The following is a 23,408-nucleotide window of genomic DNA, read 5'->3' on the forward strand; positions in this document are numbered from 1 at the left end:
TTATTTTTTGTCCGCGATCGGTGTCTGCCCGTCCCAACCGCCGCCCAATGCGGCGATCAATTGCACGCTGGCGACCAGGCGCGTCTGCAGCAAGGTCAGCACCGTGCGTTCGTTGCTCAAGGCCGTGGCTTGCACGGTGACTACGTCCAGGTAGGCAATCAGGCCGGCCTTGTACTGATTCTGGGTCAGGCGCAGCGATTCACGTGCGGCCTCCAGCGCTTCGTTGCTGACCACCGCCTCGTCTTCCAGCACCTTGAGCTGCACCATGTAGTTTTCCACTTCGCGGAAACCATCCAGCACGGTCTGGCGGTACTTGGCCACCGTCTCATCATAGGAGGCCACGGTACGGTCGACTTCCGCCGAACGCTGGCCACCGTCAAACAGGGTCATGGCGAGTTTCGGCCCCACCGACCAGAAGCGATTCGGCAGGCTGATCCAGTCGGCGTAGGTACTGCTGGAGTAGCCGCCGGCCAAGCTCAGGCTCAGGTCCGGGTAGTAGGCCGCCTTGGCGACACCGATATTGGCGTTGGCGGCGATCACCGAGCGTTCGGCCGAGGCGATGTCCGGACGGCGTTCCAGCAATTGCGACGGCAGGCTCACCGGAATCTGCGGCAGTGCCGGGATATCCTTGCTCACCGCCAGGTTGAAGTTGGCCGGTGCCTCGCCGATCAACACGGCAATCGCGTTTTCCAATTGGGCACGCTGCCAGATCAGGTCGATCAGGCTGGCCTGGGTGGTCTTGAGCTGGGTTTGTGCCTGGGCCACCGCGTCCTTGCCGGAGACCCCGGCCCGGTACTGGTTTTCAGTCATTTGCAGGGAGCGTTGATAGGTCTCCAGCGTGGCTTGCAGCAAGCGCGTCTGTTCATCCATGACGCGCAGTTGCAGGTAACTTTGCACCAGTTCCGATTGCTGGCTCAGGCGCATCGCCGCCAGGTCCGCCGAGCTGGCTTCGGCGCTGGCTTCGTTGGCTTCCAGGCCGCGACGCAATTTGCCCCAGATATCCGCTTCCCAGCTCACGCCCAACTGGGCATTGAGGGTGTCGCGAATGCCGCTGCTGGAACTGCTCAGGCTCGCGTTGCTGCTGCCGGTGCCCTGACTGGCGCGGGTTTTCCCCACGCTAAGGTCAACGGTGGGGTAAAAAGCGCCACGGGAACTGCGCGCCAGCGCCTGGGCCTGGCGGAAGCGCGCCTCGGCCTGGGCCACGGTCTGGTTGGCCGTGTTCAGGCGCATCACCAAGTCGTTGAGCTGGCGGTCGCCGTACAGTTCCCACCAGGCGCCACGGGCCAGGGAGTCACTAGGGGTAGCCTGACGCCAGCCCTGGGCTTCCTTGAACTGCGCCGGTTCCACGACTTCCGGGCGCTGGTAGTCGGGGCCAATAGCGCAAGCACTGAGCAACAACGCCAATCCCATTGTAGGAGCGAGCTTGCTCGCGAAGGTCGTCAACGAAAACGCGCACAGCCTGAAAGTACGCGGTGACGGTGAGTTTTTCGCCAGCAAGCCGGCGCCTACAGGGGACTGCGGTGCATTGGCGTTGATTGAATCGGTCATAGCGCAGTGTCCAGGGCAGCATCGGTACGCACGCCGCGCCAGGCGTTGAAGCGATGGCGCGCGCGGTCGAGATAGAGGTAAACCACCGGGGTGGTGTAGAGGGTCAGGATCTGGCTGAACACCAGGCCGCCGATAATGGTCAGGCCCAAGGGGCGACGCATTTCCGCGCCATCGCCCGCGCCCAGCAGCAACGGCAACGCACCGAGGATGGCTGCCAGAGTGGTCATCAGGATCGGCCGCAAACGCAGCAGGCAGGCACTGCGAATCGACTCCAGCGGGCTCATGCCGTCGTGGCGCTCCAACTGCAAGGCCAGGTCGATCATCAGGATCGCGTTTTTCTTCACCACGCCGATCAGCAGGAACAGCCCCAGCAGGGAGATCAGACTGAACTCGCCACCGGTCAGGTAAATCGCGAGCATCGCGCCGACGCCGGCTGACGGCAAGGTCGAAAGAATCGTCAGCGGGTGAATGTAGCTCTCATACAGAATACCCAGCACCAGGTACACCGCCACCAACGCCCCCAGGATCATGAACGGCTGGCCCTTCTGCGTGGCCGCGAAGGCATCGGCGGTGCCGGCCATCTTGGCGATCACGTCTTCCGGCAACCCGACCTTGGCAATCGCCCGCTCGATGGCGGCCGTACCCTGCTCCACCGTCACCCCGGGGGCCATGTCAAAGGCGATGTTTTCCGAGGCGAACTGGCCTTCGTGGCTGACGCGATCGTCGGCCAGGCTGTTCTCATAGTGGGCAATGGTCGATAACGGCACCCGCGCGCCATCGGCAGTGATCACCTGCATTTGATTAAGTGTGATCGGGTCCTGGGCGTATCTAGGATTGACCTCCATCACCACCTGGTACTGGTTGAGGCTGTCGTAGATGGTGGAAATCTGCCGCTGGCTGTAGGCGTTGTTGAGCACCGCCGTGACCATGTCCATGTCGATGCCCAGGCGCTTGGCCTGGTCACGGTCGACAATCAGCGTGACCTGCGCCGCACCCCGGCCTTCGCGGGCGTCGATGGCGGTGAGTTCCGGCAGCTCGCGCAAGGCGGCCACCACTTTCGGGTACCACAGCCGCAGTGCCGCCAAGTCGCCGCTTTGCAGGATGTAGGAATACTGGGCGCTGGTCTGGTCGCGGCTACCGCCGAATTGCAGGTCCTGGTCGGCCATCAGGAACAGCCGCCCGCCCGGCACCAGCGGCACGTCCTTGCGCAGGCGCTCGATCACCGCCTGGGCGGAAATCTTGCGCTCGCTGATGGGCTTCAGACGCACCAGCATCACCGCATTGTTGGTGCCGTTGTTGCCGCCGATGAAGCCGGCCACGCTGAGCACCGCCGGGTCCTTGAGCACCGCCTTGCGGAAGGTTTCCATTTTCGGCTGCATCACGCTGAACGACAGCCCATCGTCGCCGCGCACAAAACCGATCAACTGGCCGGTGTCCTGCTGCGGCATGAAGGTTTTCGGCACCACCACGTACAGCGCCACATTCAGGCCGATGGTCAGCAACAGGCTGAGCAGGGTCAGGCGACGATGGCGCAGCACCCAGTCCAGGCTGGTGGCGTAGCCTGCGACCATGCGGTCGTTGATCTTCTGGCTCCAGCGCTGCAAACCGGTCATCTGGCCTTTGACATGGGGCTTGAGCCAGCGTGCGCAGAGCATGGGGGTCAGGGTCAGCGAGACGATCAGCGACACAATGATCGCCGCCGACAAGGTGATGGAAAACTCGCGAAACAGGTTGGTGACGATCCCGCCCATAAACAGGATGGACAGGAACACCGCCACCAGCGACACGTTCATCGACAGCAAGGTAAAGCCGACTTCCTGGGCCCCCAGGTACGCGGCCTTCATCGGCGGCACACCCTCGTCGATATGCCGGGAAATGTTCTCCAGCACCACGATGGCATCGTCCACCACCAGGCCGGTGGCCAGGATCAACGCCATCAACGAAAAGTTGTTCAACGAAAAACCGTACAGGTACATCACCGCAAAGGTACCCACCAGCGACACCGGCACCGCCAAGGTAGGAATCAGCGAGGCGCGGAAGTTACCCAGGAACAGGTACACCACCAGGATCACCAGCCCGACGGCAATCAGCAAGGTCATTTCGGCTTCGTGCAACGTGGCGGTGATCACCGGCGAACGGTCCATCGCCAGGCTCAGCTTGACGCTGGACGGCAACACCGCCTGCAACGCCGGCAATTGCGCCTTGATCTGCCTGACCGTCTCGATGATGTTGGCCCCAGACTGGCGATTGATCACCAGCAGCACCGCCGGTTCGTTGTTGAAGAAGCCGCTGTTGTAGCGGTCTTCAACGCCGTCGCTGATCTTGGCCACATCGCCAAGGCGCAACGCCGCGCCATTCTGGTAGCGAATCAGCAGCGGCTCGTAGTCCTTGGCCTTTTCCAACTGGTCGTTGGCCTGGATCTGCCAGTTGCGCTGGCTGTCCTCCAGTGAACCTTTGGGCCGGCGCTGATTGGCGTTGGCGATGGTGTTGCGCACGTCGTCGAGGGCCACGCCGTACTGGTCGAGGGCCTTGGGCTCCAGCTCGATGCGCACTGCCGGCAACGAACTGCCGCCGATCTGCACTTCGCCCACACCGGGCACCTGGGACAGGCTTTGCGAAAGGATGGTCGAGGCCAGGTCGTACAGCTGGCCCTTCTGCAGCACGTCCGAGGTCAGCGACAGCACCATGATCGGCGCCTGGGACGGGTTGATCTTTTTGTAGGTCGGCATGCTGCGCATACCGCTGGGCAGCAGGTTGCGCGAGGCGTTGATTGCCGCCTGCACTTCCCGCGCTGCGCCGTTGATATCACGGTCGGAGTCAAATGCGAGGATTACCCGAGTAGAGCCCTGGCTCGACGAGCTGCTCATGGTGGTAATGCCGGCAATCGAGCCAAACGAGCGCTCCAGCGGCGTGGCCACGGTAGACGCCATCACCTCAGGGCTCGCGCCGGGCAAACTCGCCGATACAACGATTACCGGAAAGTCGATCTGCGGCAGCGGCGACACCGGCAGCAGGTTGAAGCTGACACCGCCCAGCAACATGATCGCCAGGCTCAGCAGCATGGTCGCTACCGGCCGACGAATGAAAGGTCCGGACAGGTTCATGACTCAACCGGCTCCAGGCTTTGCGGCTCTTTACGCCAGCGACGGCCAAGGCGATCGAAGTACAGGTAGATCACCGGCGTGGTGAACAGAGTCAGCACCTGGCTGACCAGCAGACCACCGACCATCACCAAGCCCAAGGGTTGACGCAATTCGGCACCGGATCCCGTGGCGAGCATCAACGGCACCGCGCCAAACAGCGCAGCCAGGGTGGTCATCAGGATCGGCCGAAAGCGCAGCAGTGCCGCCTGGTAGATCGCGGTCTGCGGGTCGAGGCCCTGGTTGCGTTCGGCGTCGAGGGCAAAGTCGATCATCATGATCGCGTTCTTCTTGACGATACCGATCAGCAAGATAATGCCGATGATCGCGATCATGCCCAGGTCATTGCCACTGAGCAGCAACGCCAGCAAGGCGCCCACGGCCGCCGACGGCAAGGTCGAGAGAATGGTGATCGGATGGATATAGCTCTCGTAGAGCACGCCCAACACGATGTACATGGTGACCACCGCCGCCAGGATCAACAACAAGGTACTCGACAACGAGGCTTCGAAGGCCTGGGCCGCGCCCTGGAACTGGGTCTGCACGCCCACCGGCATGCCAATGTCTTTCTGGGTCTGGTTGATCAGTTCCACCCCTTTGCCCAGCGCAACGCCGGGGGCCAGGTTGAACGACATCATCACTGCCGGGAACTGGCCGATATGCGCTATCGCCAATTGGGCCTGACGCTGTTCCACATGGGCCAGGCTGGACAGGCGCACCTGGCCACCATCGGTGGTTTTCACATGGATCTGGTTCAGCGCCTCCGGCCCCAGGGTTTCGCCGGACTGGGCCTGCAATACCACACGGTACTGGCTGGCCTGGGTGTAGATGGTGGAAATCTGCCGCTGGCCGAACGCGTCATACAATGCGTCGGTGATGGTCGACACGCTGACGCCCAGGCGCGAAGCCGCATCGCGGTCGATCACCAGGTACACCTGCAAACCCTTGTCCTGCAGGTCGCTGGCAACGTCGGTGAGTTCGGGCAACTGGCTCAACGCGTGCACCAGCTTGTCGCTCCACAACGCCAGCAACTCGGCATCGGGTGAGGACATGCTGAACTGGTACTGGGTGCGGCTGACGCGGTCTTCAATGGTCAGGTCCTGCACCGGCTGCATGAACAGGCGGATACCCACCAGCTTATCGATTTCCGGCTGCAAACGCGTGATCACCTGGGCAGCGCTCAAATCGCGCTGGCCGTGGGCCTTGAGGTTGATCAGCAGGCGCCCGCTGTTGAGGGTCGCGTTATCGCCGTCCACGCCAATGTAGGAAGACAGGCTTTCCACTGCCGGATCGGCCAGGATGATCTTGGCCAATTCCTGCTGGCGCTGGCTCATAGCGGCGAAGGAAATTGACTGCGGCGCTTCGGAAATACCCTGGATCACCCCGGTGTCCTGCACGGGAAAGAAGCCCTTGGGCACCACCAGGTACAGCACCACGGTCAGGCCCAGGGTGGCGATGGCGACCAGCAGGGTCAGCGGCTGGTGCTTGAGCACCCACTGCAACATGCTGCCGTAACGCGCGATCAACCAATCGATCCAGGCGCCGCTGGCCTTGTAGAAACGGCTTTGTTCTTCTTCCTTGGGTTCGCGCTTGAGCAAGCGTGCGCACATCATTGGCGTGAGGGTCAGCGACACCACCAGGGAAATCAGGATCGCCACCGCGAGGGTGATGGCGAACTCACGGAACAAGCGCCCCACCACGTCAGCCATGAACAGCAGGGGAATCAGCACCGCGATCAGCGACAGGGTCAGGGAAATCAGGGTGAAGCCGATCTGCTTGGCGCCCTTGAGTGCGGCGGCCAGCGGGGTCTCGCCTTCTTCGATGTAACGGGAAATGTTCTCCAGCATCACGATGGCATCGTCCACCACAAACCCGGTGGCGATGGTCAATGCCATCAGCGTCAGGTTGTTGATGGAGAACCCCGCCAGGTACATCACGCCAAAGGTGCCCACCAGGGACAGCGGTACGGCAATGGACGGAATGAGCGTGGCGCTGACCCGGCGCAGGAACAGGAAGGTCACCATCACCACCAGGGCAATGGCGATGAGCAATTCATGCTGTACGTCTTTTACCGAGGCGCGGATGGTCTGGGTGCGGTCGGTGAGCACCGTCACATCGAGGCCGGCCGGCAGGTTGTCGGTGATGCTCGGCAGCAGCGCCTTGATGCGGTCCACCACCTCGATCACGTTGGCCCCTGGCTGGCGCTGGATATTCAGCAGCACGGCCTGGTTTTGGTTGGCCCAGGCGGCGAGGCGTTCGTTTTCGGCGCCGTCGACGATCTGCGCCACGTCCTTGAGGCGCAGCGGCGCGCCATTGTTGTAGGCGAGGATCAGTTCGGCGTATTGCTGGGGCGAGACCAACTGGTCGTTGGCGTCGAGCATCGACACCCGCGTTGGGCCGTCGAAGTTACCCTTGGGCTGATTGACGTTGGACGCCGCGATCAGCGTGCGCACGTCCGACAGGTTCAAGCCATTGGCTGCCAGGGCTTCGGGGTTGACCTTGATGCGCACGGCCTGGCGCTGGCCGCCGGCGATGCTGACCATGCCGACGCCGCTGATCTGCGCGATTTTCTGCGCCATGCGCGTGTCGACCAGGTCATTGAGCTTGGGCAGCAGCATGGTCTTGGAAGTGATCGCAAGGGTCAGCACCGGGGTATCCGCCGGGTTGACCTTGTTGTACACCGGCGGCGCCGGCAAGTCCTTGGGCAGCAGGTTGGTGGCAGCGTTGATCGCGGCCTGCACTTGTTGCTCGGCGACATCCATATTGATGTCGAGGTTGAAACGCAGGGTCAGCACCGACGCACCGCCGGAGCTGGTGGAGGCCATCTGCGTGAGGCCCGGCATTTGCCCGAACTGGCGTTCCAGCGGCGCGGTGACCGCACTCGTCATCACGTCCGGGCTCGCGCCGGGGTACAGGGTCATCACCCGGATGGTCGGGTAATCCACCTGGGGCAAGGCCGACACCGGCAGCAAGCGGTACGCGATGATGCCGGCCAGAACAATGGCCAGCATGCTCAGCGTGGTGGCGACCGGGCGAAGGATAAACAGCCGCGACAGGTTCATGAACCGACCTTTTGCGCCTTGCCGGCGGTGGTGCCGGTCTCCCCTTTCGCCGCTGGCTTGCCTTGCAGGTGTTCGGTCGGGGTGGTCGGCACTTCGCTGCTGTCGTTCACCACTTCGATCTCGCTGCCGTCCTTGAGGCGGTCGGTACCTTCCAGGACCACGCGGTCGCCGGCTTTGAGGCCTTCTTTGATCACGGTGTTGTCGCCGTCGGTATCACCCACCACCAGGGGCTGCACCTTGACCTTCTTGTCACCGTCGAGCACGTAGACGAAGGTACCGGTGTTGCCGAACTGGATCGCCGCCGACGGCGCCAGCACTACGTTGTGCAAGGTATCGGCCAGCAGGTGCACATTGACGAACTGATTGGGGAACAGCGCCTGGTCCTTGTTATCGAAGCGTGCCTTGAATTTCAGGGTACCGGTGGTCACGTCGATCTGGTTGTCCAGGCTTTGCAGCACACCCACGGCCTGTTGCTTCACATCACCACGGTCCCAGGCTTCCACCGGCAGCTTGTTGCCGGCGTGGTAGCGGGTGAGCACGGTTTCCAGGGTGTTTTCCGGCAGCGTGAAGGCCACGCTGATCGGCTGGGTCTGGGTGATCACGGCCAGGAACGTGGTGTCGTTGGCCGCCACCAGGTTGCCGACGTCCACTTGACGCAGGCCGACACGGCCGCTTATGGGCGCGCGGATCTTGGTGAATTCGAGGTTGAGCTTGGCGTCATCCACCGCACCCTGGTTGGTCTTGACCGTACCCTGGTATTGCAAAACCAGCGCTTCAGCGGTGTCCAGGGTCTGCTTGGCAATACTGTCCTGGGCATACAGGTCGCGGTAACGTTGCACGTCGACCTGGGCGTTTTTCAACTGGGCCTGATTCTGCATCAGCGTGCCCTGGGCCTGGAGCAAGGCGTTCTGGTAGCTGCGCGGGTCGATCTCGGCGAGCAGATCCCCAGCCTTGACCATTTGCCCTTCTTCAAAGGCGATCTTCACCAGCTCGCCGCCCACCCGGCTGCGCACATTGATGGTGTTGAGTGCGGTGACCGTGCCCAACGCCTTGTAGTACACCGGAAACTCGCCCAGCACCGCAGGCGCCACACGCACTGGCACCGGGCCGGTGGATCCACCGAAGCCTGGGCGCATCATCCCCGTTTTGCCGGCATGCCCCGCGGGCTTCTCGGCGCCGTCTTTATGGCTGCCGGGCCAGAATTTCCAGCACAGGCCGGCGATAACCAGCAACACAAGCAGGCCGAACAGCCAGCGGCGGGACTTACGGGGGGAGGATTGCATGGAGTGATCAACCATTGGGCGCGAGAGCTTCTTCTTGGGGAGGCTGAAAGATAAGCACTGGGGCGCATTTAGAAAAGCGCCTTTACCGGCTATTTACCTTGGGCTTACAACTTTTAACTTATGCGACTTAGTCCTACGGCGGTTTCGCTAAGCATCTGAGCTACAAATAAAAACGGCCTGGACTAGGCCAGGCCGCAATCTTGCATCACGCGTGTTACTGCAAAACGACAGTAACGTACCGAAACAGTTACTTCAAAACAGCCAGGGCTGCTTCGTAGTTAGGCTCTTGGCCGATTTCAGGCACCAGTTCGCTGTGCAGCACGTTGTTGTTTTCGTCCAGCACCACCACGGCGCGGGCGGTCAGGCCTTGCAGCGGGCCGTCAGCCAGCGAAACGCCGTAGTCCACTGCGAAGTCGGCGTTGCGGAAGTCCGACAGGCTCAGCACATTGTCCAGGCCTTCAGTGCCGCAGAAACGCTTCTGGGCAAACGGCAGGTCAGAGGAAATGCACAGCACGACCGTGTTGCTCAGGTCGTTGGCCTGGGCGTTGAACTTGCGCACCGAAGTGGCGCAGGTCGGGGTGTCAACGCTTGGGAAGATGTTCAGGACCTTACGCTTGCCGGCGAAGGTTTCCAGGGACGCTTGCGACAGGTCGACAGCAACAAGGCTGAACTCAGGAGCGGTGGAACCGGTTTTCGGCAATTCGCCTTCAACCTGGACAGGGTTACCACGAAGGGTGACTTGAGCCATGAACGGAATCCTTATGCTGATGTGGGTTTAACGAATTCGAGAGGTCGAAGTTAACCACAAACTACGGCGTCTACCTACCGCCAGCGATAAATTGTCATGCCTTCGGTTATGGTTTAATTGCGCGCTTTGCGCCCAGCCCTTCAAGGAAAACGATGTCGATGAATGCCCCTGCCACCAAAGTCCTGGTCATTGGATACGTCTGGCCGGAACCCCGCTCCTCGGCCGCAGGCGGGCATATGATGCAGATCCTTGAAAGCTTTCTTGCACAAGGTTGGGACATCACCTTCAGCAGCCCAGCGACGATTGGGGAACACAAGGCCGATTTGCCTGCCCTGGGTATCGCCGAGTGCGCCATCGAGCTCAATAACAGCAGTTTCGATGATTTTATCCGCGATCTGGCCCCGGATATCGTGTTGTTCGACCGTTTCATGATGGAAGAACAGTTCGGCTGGCGCGTCGAGAAATGCTGCCCAAGCGCCCTGCGCGTGCTGGAAACCTCCGACTTGCAGAGCCTGCGCGACGCACGTCACCAGCGGTTCAAGGATCACTTGAAGGCGCACCCCGACAGCGACGACTTCAGTGCCTTGTTCTCCCCGGCACTGCAGGCAGAGTTCACACTGATGGCCGATACCGACCTGGCCAAGCGCGAGATCGCGGCCATCTACCGTTGCGACATCAGCCTGATGATTTCCGACGTGGAAATCCGCCTGCTCACCGAGCACTTCAAGGTGCCACCCGCCCTGCTCCACTGGTGCCCGCTGATGGTGGAGCCGCCGACCGAAGCCTTCGCGCCGTTTGAAGACCGCGCGCACTTTCTCAGCATCGGCAACTTCCGCCACGCGCCCAACTGGGATGCGGTGCTCTGGATGAAAAACAGCCTGTGGCCGCTGATCCGCCAGCAGTTGCCGGGGGCGCAGTTGCACATCTATGGCGCCTACACCCCGCCCAAAGCCACCGCCTTGCATAACCCGACGCAGGGTTTTCATGTCATGAACTGGGCCGAAGATGCCTTGCAGGTGATGACCGCCGCGCGTATCTGCCTGGCGCCCCTGCGCTTCGGCGCCGGCATCAAGGGCAAACTGGCGGACGCGATGCTCTGCGGCACGCCGAACGTCACCACGCCTATCGGCGCCGAGGCCATGGGTGATGAACAGCCGTGGCCGGGCATGATCGAACACAGCGCACCTGCCTTGGCGGCGGCTGCCGTGGCGCTCTACCAGAACCGCGAACGCTGGACCCTGGCCCAAGAAAATGGCCGCCAACTGCTCGCCCGCCGCTATGACCAGGCCATGCATGGCCCGGCGCTGGTGGCCTGCCTGGAACAGTGCCGCAGCCATCTGAATGCCCATCGCCGGGACAACTTCACCGGCAGCATGCTGCGCCATCACGCCCATAAAAGTACGCAATACATGTCCCAGTGGATCGAGGCGAAAAACCGCATCGTATAAACACGAGTGCTGGCGAGGTCGCGTGCGAGGGGGCATTATCCAAGGCAGCAACCACAATAAAGCGACGGCAGCATGACCCGAGCAACGCGAATCACCGACCCTTCCTACGAGCTGATGGACGACCACAACGGCCTGTCCATCATCTATCGCCAGCATGGTTTCCCCTGCCCGCTGGTGCGCTGGCACTTCCACAAGGAATACGAACTGCACCTGATCGTCGCCAGCTCCGGCAAGGTGTTCATCGGCGACTACATCGGTAACTTCTACCCGGAAAGCCTGTTTCTCACCGGTCCCAACCTGCCCCACAACTGGATCAGCCAGGTGGAGGAAGACGAGGTGGTGCCCAAACGCGACATGCTGGTGAATTTCACCGATGAGCTGTTTGAAGGTGGCAGCCAGATCTTCGCCGAACTCAAGACCTTGGCGCCGCTGCTGGAGCGTGCGCAATACGGTATCGAGTTTCGCTGCAAACGCACGATTACCCAGGCGATGACCTTGATGCAACGCATCGAGGACGCCCAGGGCATGGCGCGCCTGGGGCACTTCTTTATCCTGCTGGAAGCCTTGAGTGCGTGTGAGGACTACCAGTTGCTGTCGGGTGCCACTACCCCGCAGCTGGCCGACGAGCACAGCATCGACCGCACCAACCGCGCGGTGGACTACATTTTCGCCCATTACGCCCGTGAGTTGCCGCTGGAGGAAGTGGCGGAATATCTAGGAATGAAACCCACCTATTTCTCCCGAGTATTCAAACAGGCCACCGGGCGCACGTTTATCGAATTTGTGAACCGGTTGCGCATCAGCAAATCATGCGAATTGCTGGCAGACGGCGACAAGGCCGTGACCGATGTGTGCTTCGAGTCGGGCTTCAATAACATCTCCAACTTCAACCGGCGCTTTCAGCAACTCAAGGGCATGACACCCTCCCACTACCGACGCCTGGCAGTGCAACGGCTCACCGAAGAAAACCGCGGCCAGCACCTTACGACACCAGCAAACGGCTACAGATCAGGGCCTTAAACCGTGGCCTTCACGCAATGGAACCTTACGAAGTGCCAAGCCACTTAGTGAACACACGCCCAACGCTTCTTTTTCATTCGTTGGATGGCGTATGTTCACACACAGATATAAGGCCCTCCACTTATGACTGGCGTTCACCGCGTTCGCTTGGCCACCTCTATTACGCCCACGGCCCCCACACTACAAAGCCTGCACGCAGCCGATGAACATTCGGTGGCCTCCAACGTCATCAGACTTTTTCAGGCTCGTCAAAACAGGCATAGAGACCGCCCGCAGCCCGAATACGCAGTCGATATGCCGAAACACGCCCCGCAGCGAATACTTGACCTGCTCAGATACACGGTGACCGACGAGCAGCCAAGTCTGGCCGAACAGATCAGTCAATTGATACAAGGCGCCGGTGAGACACTCACAGACGAAAGAGCACTGCACAACGAAGTCGAACGGCTCCTGAACCAGCCGAGCGCGCTCAATCCGCAAAAAACCTACACCCAACTGATTGACGACATACTCCAAAGCCCGGCGCGTGCCATGCCCAACAACGGCATTGGTTTTTCTCGAGTTCGCCGAGAACTGCAAAACGCCCACCCTGCGCAAAACGCGGGTAACACCTCAATCCAGCAGTTCGCCAATGCTCTGGTTGAAGACAGCGACAGCCAACTGGCGATTAATTTTGCCAATTATTTGATCCGCATTCGGGTGGATGCAATCCCATACAACCCTGCTCGTGCAGTCCCAATTGCTGTACCGCCCAGCTCAACGTTCGGCCTCGCCTGGAACGAACTGGCTGACGCGCTCGACGCGGAGCCTTTCAAAACCTTTGCCCAAACCAAAGGCATTGATATTTCCAGTCTTGTCATTAAGGCCAATGGAGACCTGACCGGCCAGAGGAACAATCAAACCTTCAGCTTCTCTTTGGCACAAAATCCTGAATGGGCCGCCGCTTCATCTGCGGTTTTGACTGCGGCAAGAAAAATGCGCGGGGACATCACGTTCCACGACCGCGAGCATGCACCCGCGGAGGACGTCGCAAGCTTTTATCTGGAGCGCGCGCCCCGCTACAACAGCGACGACACGCTGATAGCGATCGACTGGCTGATGAAAGAGAGAAACTTCCATTCGATAAGTAACACCGATACCTACTACGCGGCTCAATACGCCCCAGTCCAACAGCGCCAAAGAGAGGCAAAACAACAGGTCGCAAACCTGCCACCGCCTCAGTTGAACCGACTACTGGCCGGTTTCGAGCCCGCATCGGTGGCACAAAAGATCAAGGACGCCGATCAGGCCCTGGCCCGCCTGAGCAGCCAAGCGATGGGCAAGTTGTTTGGGATCAAGATTGAAGAACTCCCCGAATATTCGACCTTCAACCTGGTACGTAACAACCTTAAGGATGTGCTGAACGGCGTTGCTTTTACAGCGTTCGCACAGGAAAAAAATCTTGAAGTGTCGAGCGTCCGGATCAATGCGGCGGACGGGACCTTAAAAGGCACAGTCAATGGCGTCGAAACCACCTTCGTGTTGAACGACCTCTCCGGTTGGTCCGAGGTCTGGCCGCAAGTACAACTGGCGGTAGAACGTATGGCGACAGGCTCAGGCGATTACGTCTTCTATCCGAGTGCACACTCTGCAGAGGTTTCAGAGGTGCTGCGTTTTTACGCGGAAGAAGGACCGCCTCAAAATGACGCTCCTAACCCTGGCTGGGCGCGAAGAGCGCGCGAAGGGAGTCTGCGCAGAAGTGCCGAAATCACCCAAGTCGACGGCTTCAAGGCATTGGTGGGTACACCCACTGACGATGCCCGCTCGCTCAGCGTGCGCGAGGTGCAGCAGGCCGTCATCTCACAGCTCACTGGGAAGCCAATGAACCTTTCGCCGCTTGAAACCCTGGCGGCGGCAGCCAAGGTCAATGTGCCACAGAGCGACCCCGCACCGCCCGTAAACGCGGCACCAGACCTCGACACCCCAGAAGACATCCTGGCACGCGCCGAAGGCGAACTGATCGACACTGCGCATCGCGTGATGCTTGAGCTCAAGAGCGACCCGACGCCCCCTGCCTCAAAAAAGGTTGAGCCGGTCCCGGCCAACAGCCTGTTCGGACAATGGCGCGCTTACTTGGACAAAGCCCTGAAAAGCAGCGGCTTTACCGAGTGGGCCGCGAAACAGGGCATCGACCTAAGTACCTTGCGCTTTGACCCAACGGACCGCGCACTGATCGGTAAGGTCAACGGCGTTGAGCAACGCTTTACAGCCACTGATTTTACGAAAAGATACCCGGAACAGCATTTTGACGTACTCACCCCAGTGTTGACCGCTGCCGAGGCATTCACCGCACATGGAAAACCGATCACGCTGGCTCAGGCCAACGACAGCAGCGCATCCTTTGAATGGTTGGCCAATTTTTATTCCATCAGTACCGACTACGACAGCGAGGCGTTCACACGCCATACGGAGCTGATGGGCCGAACATTGGCATTTCCAACGCCACCTGAAAACCCAGGGAAAATCGTGAGCTGGTTGAACCAGCGCAAAATCGCGTTAGGCGACAGCAATGACAGGCATGCGCTGATTCATCAGCTTAAATTCGGGAATGTTGATAACGACGCCACAACCCGCTTTACGGTGGATCCGGACTCTAGCCACCAGCCCAAGGGCACCACGACACTCCAGAAGTTTCTGTCAGACCACGGCTGGTATGGCGCCACGTCGGCCGCACAGGTCGATAATTTGTTACAGGCGTTGCAAACCCAGATCCCGCAGGCACCTGCCCTGGGCAACCAATGGGGCTTCTTGTCCACTGACTTACCGTTGAGTGCTGAGCAACGCAGCGCGGTGGGTGAGCTCGTCAAAACGTCTATTGGAAACCACAGCACCCTTCTCAGCTTCTTGAGTTCCGGGGTTTCCAACCTGAGCAGCGACCCTGATCAGGCACTGCAACAGCTCCTCTCCAGTGACATCGCCCTGGAGCTCGCCACACACTTGCAAACCGCAATGAAGGGCGCTGCTACCCCAACCAGCCTAAAGCAATGGCTATTGACCGCGCTTGTGCTAGCGCTTGATCCAACGGCCGGCACCCAGCGCAATCGCGTTGCAGGTTTCGACTTCATGTGGCCTGCGAACTGGGGCTTAGGTGCTGGCAAGCTCAGTGAGCTTTTAAGCCAACATTTGGCTGATACCCAACAGGTCCCGACCCACCTTCGTCCGGCAGTCACCCGCCTATTGATGTCCGGTGCAGCGCCACATTTGCTGGTCAAAGACCTACCGTCGACGTTGAAGCTTGGTTCCCCAGAATGGGTCAACTTTTCAAGTGCGGTAAATCGAATCGAACTGATAGCCGCCGGTGCCAGCGCGAACATGACTTACCAGCAAGTCATGGACTTTCATAACATCAAGCCCATTTCAGCAGAGGAAAACCGCCTGCAGGCCGTCGCCCAACTGAACCCAGTGATTGATTGGGCCGTCATCAATAACCATCTTGGGAAAAACAACAACGACGAATATAGCCTCGAGCAGCTGAACGACAGCCAGGAAAAACTCAATACTCAGATCAATGAGACCTCGCAAGCCAAACGTTACCTGCGAACCGTCGCCCCCCCAAGCAGAAGGGCCATGGCCCTGGCGGCATTGAAAGAAAAGTTTGGCGCAAGCATCGATTTTGAGAGGCCGGTTCTATGGGAAAAGGTGGCGGGCGGGATCTTTTCCGGTATTAACGCAAGCATCGTCGAGGTCTATGAGGCTGGCCGCCTGGGTGAAAGTTGGAGTACACAACAACCAGGCCTGAACGTCGAAGACCTGCGCAAAAAAGCACACGAGTTGCCAGATATCAACGCGCAATTCGACAACGCCATCCAGGAAGACTTCACCCCGCGCAGGCGCCATACGATTTCCCTGTTCAAAGACATGCTCAGCAAGTTGCCGTTGGAGGAGCGCAATAGCCTTAACTTTGGAACGGTGGAACTTCTGCAAGTGGAAGGGACCGCCAGTGGCATCATCATCACATCCGTTTACGAAGGCGTGAGGCGGGATTTCGCGGTCTATCCGGCAACCGGGCAAATAGTCAGAATTCCCGACATTGATCCATCAACGCCGCTAGACAAAAAAGTCAGCGTGGCTCTCGACATGGATGCGCTCAAAAACGGCACGGAGCCCAAACAGGGCGTCACCTGCGATGTTGTATTAAGGGAAAGCGAACAATTTATCCTCAACGAGACCACAGACGGTGACAAACGCCCTGAGTTACGTGAAAGGCGCTTCCTTGAACGCAGTGCAAGTGACGCATCTTCCGTTTACGACAGCAACAGAATGGAGGACCTCGCCAAGGTGCTGGTTGACACGGTCTACCTGCGCAAAAGTACGTTTGTCGGTAGCCACCGTGGATTGCACAATGCAGTTGAACATGGCGTAGAACCCAGCGACTTCTTCAAAGGCCTCTTACGCGCCATTCCAGGCAGCAGCAGCCTTGAAGATCTTTATCACGGTGAATACGCCAAAGCAGCAGGTGACCTGCTCGTTGATATCGCGCTCTATGTGGCTACCGAAGGCGCTGGGAAAATATGGACGCTAGCAAAAACAGGTGCTGCGTGGGCGACGGCCAAGGTCTCTGCCAAGTTTGTCGAAAAGTTTGGCGCAGATGAAGCCGAGGACATTGCTCTCAAGGATATAACTGCCGCCAGCACCTCGAATTCGATCAACGCATTGAGCCGAATGCAGGAAAGCCACCTTGCAGCGCAAACGGCAGATATGGCCGAGGGCAGGGTCATACGTTCCGGCACCCACAACCAAGTCAAGGTCAGCACGGTATTCCAAGACGGTAAATGGTACGCCTACGACGCCAAGACACAGGCGGCTTATGGCCCCGCCCTGGAAGGGTTTATCTCGGATACATCAGCCCCCCTGCATAAAGAGACTTTCTCCAGTGGCACTCAAGCCCTGGTCACTGAAAAGCCCCTGGCCGCCGATGCGTACACCCTCCCCCGCGCCAATGGCTTCGACCTGGTCAATGAGGGCAAGGTATACCGTTACGACGCCAAAAATCCCAGTGTGCTCACGGACTTGGAGTCGGCCGACCACTTTAGGCCCTTGGATAATTTCGAGGCGATCTGTGAGGCGCCGTCCGTCGGCGGCAGAATCAAACGTGGCGCCAATGACACCTGCTTCTCCAAGATCGTTGAAAACACGCCCAACGAATTGACCCAGGAACTGCAAGCGCTTGAGCACGTGCGCTTGTTCCCCTCGCCGTCGAAGTTTCTGAGAAAGGATCAATTTGTCGTCTTCGAACGACGCCGCTACAAAGTGATTGATGGCGAAACGGGGCCACACCTTCACCCGACCTTGGACAAGCAGCCCATCACTTACAAATCGCTGATCACCGGCAGCATCAAACATGATCCACAGTTTGGCTTTTACGTTGGGCAAACCAACGAAGCACTGAACCAGGAAACGCGTGTTATCAAGCTCAACAGCATCAGCGATATAAGTGACGACAAGCGCGAAGTTCGTGCGGTCATTGTTCACGGTCGAACGCCTGGGGACTCCCAAAAATACCTGGTGATCGAGGCGGACACCGCACAGTTTTATTACGCAAAGCTGAATACAGCGTCATCCGGCGAACTCAAATTCTTTAAAACCACACCCAACGACATATCGCTCGTCAATGGTTATCGGAATAAATTCAGCATCCGCCAAGGCGTGTCCAGAACACCACTGGATACCGAATTCATCGCCCTGCCCAAACTGGACTCGGCGCTGGCAGAACTGAAGCGGTCGGGTTACCAGAAAAAAGATGTCGATGAGTTAGGGGCCTTCGTTAAAAACATGACGAAGGAGCAACAGCGCGAGGTGCTCTATCAATTGCAACGTAGCGAAGCGATTGGCAAGACGAATATCGCCCTGAAGCCAAATCGAGTAACCGCTTTGACAACTCCCGCGAACTACTCGACTTTAACAGCCGAGCAGCAGAACAAATTCCTGGCGCAGCAGGTAAAAGACACGGTGACCCGTTCCATGACGGCCACCGGGCTAGGCCCAGGCAATCAGATACGCTCAGCATCGGATATTGCGCGCGCAGACGCCGCCAACCAGACCGTCGAATGGTTGCGTCGAAGCATTCCCAGCAGTGCGCGGAATCGCTCTGACATAATTTTGAAAGCCGGCGCCGGCAATTGCGGAGAAATGGCCCTGCTGTCGAGGGACATCATCAAAAAGAGCGGTGGCAATGCCTACGAATGGAAAGCCTCAGACGCTCATGCATTTACCGTGGTAGGCGGCCCGTCCGCGATACCTGCAGGAACAGTCGACTTCTCGGAACCGGAATGGGCGGATGCCTGGATTGTCGACCCGTGGGCCGGTATTGCCAGCCCCGCTCGGGAGTACACGCAAAAACTGAAAGAGGTCATGACTCAGTGGGAGCGCCATGGCATAAAAATAGTCGAGGGCAACAAGCCTATAAGCCCACTGGAAAAGAACTGGATGGATGCTCTTATCGTGAAACCGAAGACCCCCTATCCTCACGGTTATATCAACCCCTGATCCCTCGCCGGGCGAAAAGTGCACGCAATCCGATAGCAGCGCTTTTTTTGCCCAGGCCCGCCGGGCCTATGCCTTCGCCTGAACAATCACTGAAACGTTTTACCCAGCCGCGAATGAAGTGCAAAAAAGTATCAGTACCAGTGTTCCCAAGGATTTGTCACATCGCCTTTAGAAGGCTGTAATCAACGCACACTCTTCCTGACAACCTGTAGGAAGACACAACAACAATAACTGTCCTTCTGTAGCCCCCTGGGCGCGGAAATGGAGTGCGCGATGAAGTTCACAGCAAAAGCACTGCTTGCCTCTACCTGCATGATGACCTGCATGACCCTCAGCGCCGTCAGCTTTGGCGCGCAGACCCTGACCATTGCCACCGTCAACAACAGCGACATGATCCGCATGCAAAAGCTCTCGAAAACCTTCGAGGCCGAGCACCCGGAGATCAAGCTGAACTGGGTGGTGCTCGAAGAAAACGTGCTGCGCCAGCGCCTCACCACCGACATCGCCACCCAGGGCGGGCAGTTCGATGTGTTGACCATCGGCATGTACGAAGCTGCACTCTGGGGCGCCAAGGGCTGGCTGGAGCCGATGAAGGATCTGCCGGCGTCCTACGACCTCGATGATGTGTTCCCTTCGGTGCGTGACGGTTTGTCCGTCAAGGGCTCGCTGTATGCCCTGCCGTTCTACGCCGAAAGCTCGATCACCTACTACCGCACCGACCTGTTCAAGGACGCCGGGCTGACCATGCCTGAGCATCCGACCTGGACGCAGATCGGCGAATTCGCCAGCAAACTCACCGACAAGACCAAAGAGCAATACGGCCTGTGCCTGCGCGGCAAAGCCGGTTGGGGCGAGAACATGGCGCTGATCACCACCCTGGCCAACGGCTACGGTGCGCGCTGGTTTGACGAGAAGTGGCAACCGGAATTCAACGGTCCTGAATGGAAAGACGCGCTGAACTTCTACGTCGACAATATGAAGAAATCCGGCCCGCCGGGTGCTTCCAGCAACGGTTTCAATGAAAACCTGGCGCTGTTCAACAGCGGCAAGTGCGCGATCTGGGTCGATGCCAGCGTGGCCGGCTCATTCGTCACCGACAAGACCCAAAGCAAAGTGGCTGACCATGTCGGCTTTACCTTTGCCCCCCACGAGAAGACCGACAAAGGCACTTCGTGGCTGTACTCCTGGAGCCTGGCCATTCCGACCAGCTCCAAGGCCAAGGATGCCGCCAAGGTGTTCACCAGTTGGGCAACCTCCAAGGAATATGGCGAGCTGGTGGCCAAGACCGACGGCATTGCCAACGTACCGCCAGGCACGCGCAAATCCACCTACAGCGACGAGTACATGAAGGCCGCGCCGTTTGCCAAGGTGACCCTCGAATCGCTGAAAGTCGCAGACCCGACCAAGCCGACACTCAAGCCGGTGCCGTATATCGGTATCCAGTTGGTGACCATTCCTGAGTTCCAGGCGATTGGTACCCAGGTCGGCAAGTTCTTCTCGGGCGCACTGACCGGTCAGCAGACGGTGGATGCAGCATTGACCGCCGCACAGACCACCACCGAGCGTGAAATGAAGCGGGCGGGTTATCCCAAATAGTCCAGGCTCACCACCATAAATGTGGGAGCAGGGCTTTTGTGGGAGCTGGCCTGCCTGCGATGCAGACAACTCGGTCTGTCAGTTACACCGAGATGATGCCATCGCAGGCAAGCCAGCTCCCACATTTGATCGCGCTCCGACTCTGGTTCTGCATGTAATCGACTGGCTTTGATCACCATGAATACAACCACACCCAAAAACCGCCTGGCCAACCCCGGCTGGTTCCTCGTCAGCCCCTCGGTGGCCTTGCTGCTGCTGTGGATGATCGTGCCGCTTGGCATGACCCTGTACTTTTCGTTGATCCGCTACAACCTGCTCTACCCCGGCGAAAACGAGTTCGTGGGGCTGGAGAACTTCACCTATTTCATCACCGATTCGGGGTTCCTGCCCGGCGCCACCAATACCTTACTGCTGGTGGGCAGCGTGCTGCTGATCAGCGTGGTGTTCGGCGTGTTGATCAGTGCCCTGCTGGAGGCCAGTGAGTTCCTCGGCCGCGGCCTGGTGCGGGTGTTGCTGATTTCGCCGTTCTTCATCATGCCCACCGTCGGTGCGTTGATCTGGAAGAACCTGATTTTCCACCCGGTCTCGGGGATTCTCGCCGCCGTCTGGAAGTTCTTCGGCGCCGAGCCGGTGGACTGGCTGGCGCACTACCCATTGCTGTCGATCATCATCATTGTGTCGTGGCAGTGGCTCCCCTTCGCGATCCTGTTGTTGATGACCGCCATGCAGTCCCTCGACCAGGAACAAAAGGAAGCCGCGCGCCTGGACGGTGCCGGCGCCATCGCGATCTTCTGGCACCTGACCCTGCCGCACCTGGCCCGCCCGATTGCCGTGGTGGTGATGATCGAGACGATCTTCCTGCTCTCGGTGTTCGCTGAAATCTTCACCACCACCAACGGCGGCCCCGGCTACGCCTCGACCAACCTCGCCTACCTGATCTACAACCAGGCGCTGGTGCAGTTCGACGTGGGCATGGCTTCGGCCGGCGGCTTGATTGCCGTGGTCATCGCCAATATCGCGGCGATCATCCTGGTGCGGATGATCGGCAAAAACCTGACTGACAAGCCTTGAGGGCCGCGCCATGACGCTTCAACAATCCCGCCGCCTGCAAAGCCTGTTGCTCGGCACCCTGGCCTGGGCCATCGCGATCCTGATTTTCTTCCCGGTCTTCTGGATGGTGCTGACCAGCTTCAAGACCGAAATCGACGCGTTCGCCACGCCGCCGCAGTTCATCTTCACGCCGACGCTGGAGAATTACCTGCACATCAACGAGCGCAGCAACTACTTCAGCTATGCGTGGAACTCGGTGCTGATTTCCTTCAGCGCAACGGCGCTTTGCCTACTGATCTCGGTGCCGGCCGCCTACTCCATGGCGTTCTACGAGACCCAGCGCACCAAAGGCACGTTGCTGTGGATGCTGTCCACCAAGATGCTGCCACCCGTGGGCGTGCTGATGCCGATCTACCTGCTGGCCAAGAGCTTTGGCCTGCTGGATACACGCATTGCGCTGATCATCATCTACACCCTGATCAACCTGCCGATTGTGGTGTGGATGGTTTACACCTACTTCAAGGACATTCCCAAGGACATCCTCGAAGCCGCCCGCCTGGATGGCGCGACCCTGTGGCAAGAGATGGTCCGCGTACTGTTGCCGATTGCCAAAGGCGGCCTGGCGTCCACCGTATTGCTGTCGCTGATCCTGTGCTGGAACGAGGCGTTCTGGTCGCTGAACCTGACCTCCTCCAGCGCCGCGCCGTTGACCGCATTGATCGCCTCCTACTCCAGCCCCGAAGGCTTGTTCTGGGCCAAATTGTCCGCCGTCTCGACCCTGGCCTGCGCACCGATCCTGATCTTTGGCTGGATCAGCCAGAAACAGCTGGTGCGCGGTTTGTCCTTTGGCGCCGTTAAATAATAATTCCTAGCGGAGGCTCATCATGGCCAACCTGAAAATCAAGAATCTGCAAAAAGGCTTCGAAGGCTTCTCGATCATCAAAGGCATCGACCTGGAAGTGAACGACAAGGAATTCGTGGTGTTCGTCGGCCCGTCGGGCTGCGGTAAATCCACCCTGCTGCGCCTGATCGCCGGCCTGGAAGAAGTCAGCGAAGGCACCATCGAACTGGATGGCCGCGACATCACCGAAGTGACCCCGGCCAAGCGTGACCTGGCGATGGTGTTCCAGACCTACGCGCTGTACCCGCACATGAGCGTGCGCAAGAACATGTCGTTTGCCCTGGACCTGGCCGGTGTCGACAAGAAGCTGGTGGAGAGCAAGGTCAGCGAGGCGGCACGCATCCTGGAACTGGGACCGTTGCTGGAGCGCAAGCCCAAGCAGTTGTCCGGTGGCCAGCGCCAGCGTGTGGCCATCGGTCGCGCGATTGTGCGCAACCCGAAGATCTTCCTGTTCGACGAACCGCTGTCCAACCTCGACGCCGCCCTGCGCGTACAGATGCGCCTGGAACTGGCGCGCCTGCATAAAGAGCTGCAAGCGACCATGATCTACGTGACCCACGACCAGGTTGAAGCCATGACCCTGGCCGACAAGGTGGTGGTGCTGAACAGTGGCCGTATCGAGCAAGTCGGCTCGCCGCTGGAGTTGTACCACCAGCCAGCCAACCTGTTTGTGGCGGGTTTCCTCGGCACGCCGAAGATGGGTTTCCTCAAGGGCAAAGTCACCCGTGTTGAAAGCCAAAGCTGCGAAGTGCAGTTGGACGCTGGCACGTTGATCAACCTGCCGCTGAGTGGCGCCACCTTGAGCGTGGGCAGTGCAGTGACCCTGGGCATTCGTCCGGAACATCTGGAAATTGCCTCCCCGGGCCAAACCACCCTGACCGTCACCGCCGACGTCGGCGAACGCCTGGGCAGCGACACCTTCTGCCATGTCATCACCGCCAATGGCGAACCGCTGACCATGCGGATTCGCGGCGACATGGCCAGCCAGTACGGCGAGACGCTGCACCTGCACCTGGACCCGGCGCACTGCCATCTGTTCGACACCGACGGTGTTGCCGTGGCCCGCCCACTGCGCGCTGCCGCCTGA

At 59.4% G+C, this 23,408-nt stretch carries 12 protein-coding genes; 7 read left to right on the forward strand and 5 right to left on the reverse strand.

The window, feature by feature from the left end; translation table 11 throughout:
• The 5 genes from BMZ57_RS14165 to tpx all read right to left on the reverse strand — a co-directional run bounded on the left by BMZ57_RS14165 (position 1) and on the right by tpx (position 9,781).
• Entirely contained in the window at positions 1–1,548 is a 1,548-nt protein-coding gene (locus tag BMZ57_RS14165) for an efflux transporter outer membrane subunit (protein ID WP_069672647.1), read from the reverse strand.
• Positions 1,545–4,652 carry an efflux RND transporter permease subunit gene (locus BMZ57_RS14170; protein ID WP_021491763.1) on the reverse strand — a complete coding sequence of 1,036 codons (3,108 nt, stop codon included), beginning with the start codon at positions 4,650–4,652 and terminating at the stop codon, positions 1,545–1,547. The genes BMZ57_RS14165 and BMZ57_RS14170 overlap by 4 nt, the downstream gene beginning before the upstream one ends.
• Positions 4,649–7,750, reverse strand: a complete 3,102-nt coding sequence (locus BMZ57_RS14175; RefSeq protein ID WP_021491764.1) for an MdtB/MuxB family multidrug efflux RND transporter permease subunit — start codon at positions 7,748–7,750, stop codon at positions 4,649–4,651. The genes BMZ57_RS14170 and BMZ57_RS14175 overlap by 4 nt, the downstream gene beginning before the upstream one ends.
• Entirely contained in the window at positions 7,747–9,048 is a 1,302-nt protein-coding gene (locus tag BMZ57_RS14180) for an MdtA/MuxA family multidrug efflux RND transporter periplasmic adaptor subunit (protein WP_010210748.1), read from the reverse strand. The genes BMZ57_RS14175 and BMZ57_RS14180 overlap by 4 nt, the downstream gene beginning before the upstream one ends.
• Before the next feature lie 232 nt (positions 9,049–9,280).
• Positions 9,281–9,781 (reverse strand): thiol peroxidase, encoded by a 501-nt coding sequence (tpx, locus tag BMZ57_RS14185; protein WP_010210749.1) that lies wholly within the window; start codon positions 9,779–9,781, stop codon positions 9,281–9,283.
• Positions 9,782–9,939: 158 nt separating this feature from the next.
• On the opposite strand from tpx, the gene BMZ57_RS14190 reads away from it, so the two are divergent.
• The 7 genes from BMZ57_RS14190 to BMZ57_RS14220 all read left to right on the forward strand — a co-directional run bounded on the left by BMZ57_RS14190 (position 9,940) and on the right by BMZ57_RS14220 (position 23,408).
• The gene (locus BMZ57_RS14190) at positions 9,940–11,229 is read left to right on the forward strand and encodes a glycosyltransferase (protein ID WP_042571564.1); all 1,290 of its coding nucleotides are present in this window, start codon (positions 9,940–9,942) and stop codon (positions 11,227–11,229) included.
• Positions 11,230–11,301: 72 nt separating this feature from the next.
• Positions 11,302–12,249: an AraC family transcriptional regulator gene (locus tag BMZ57_RS14195; protein WP_045792219.1), complete on the forward strand. Its 948-nt coding sequence runs from the start codon at positions 11,302–11,304 to the stop codon at positions 12,247–12,249.
• Positions 12,250–12,372: 123 nt separating this feature from the next.
• The gene (locus tag BMZ57_RS14200; RefSeq protein WP_254668483.1) at positions 12,373–18,774 is read left to right on the forward strand and encodes a hypothetical protein; all 6,402 of its coding nucleotides are present in this window, start codon (positions 12,373–12,375) and stop codon (positions 18,772–18,774) included.
• 273 nt (positions 18,775–19,047) lie between these two features.
• Complete coding sequence (locus BMZ57_RS14205; protein WP_044287060.1) at positions 19,048–20,370, forward strand: ABC transporter substrate-binding protein; 1,323 nt, start codon at positions 19,048–19,050, stop codon at positions 20,368–20,370.
• 177 nt (positions 20,371–20,547) lie between these two features.
• Positions 20,548–21,441 (forward strand): carbohydrate ABC transporter permease, encoded by an 894-nt coding sequence (locus BMZ57_RS14210; RefSeq protein ID WP_029529156.1) that lies wholly within the window; start codon positions 20,548–20,550, stop codon positions 21,439–21,441.
• A gap of 10 nt (positions 21,442–21,451) precedes the next feature.
• Positions 21,452–22,282: a carbohydrate ABC transporter permease gene (locus tag BMZ57_RS14215; protein WP_069672648.1), complete on the forward strand. Its 831-nt coding sequence runs from the start codon at positions 21,452–21,454 to the stop codon at positions 22,280–22,282.
• A 22-nt stretch (positions 22,283–22,304) separates the two neighbouring features.
• Positions 22,305–23,408 (forward strand): ABC transporter ATP-binding protein, encoded by a 1,104-nt coding sequence (locus tag BMZ57_RS14220; protein ID WP_010210760.1) that lies wholly within the window; start codon positions 22,305–22,307, stop codon positions 23,406–23,408.

Origin of the sequence: Pseudomonas simiae (assembly GCF_900111895.1) — a bacterium.
GTDB lineage: Bacteria > Pseudomonadota > Gammaproteobacteria > Pseudomonadales > Pseudomonadaceae > Aquipseudomonas > Aquipseudomonas simiae.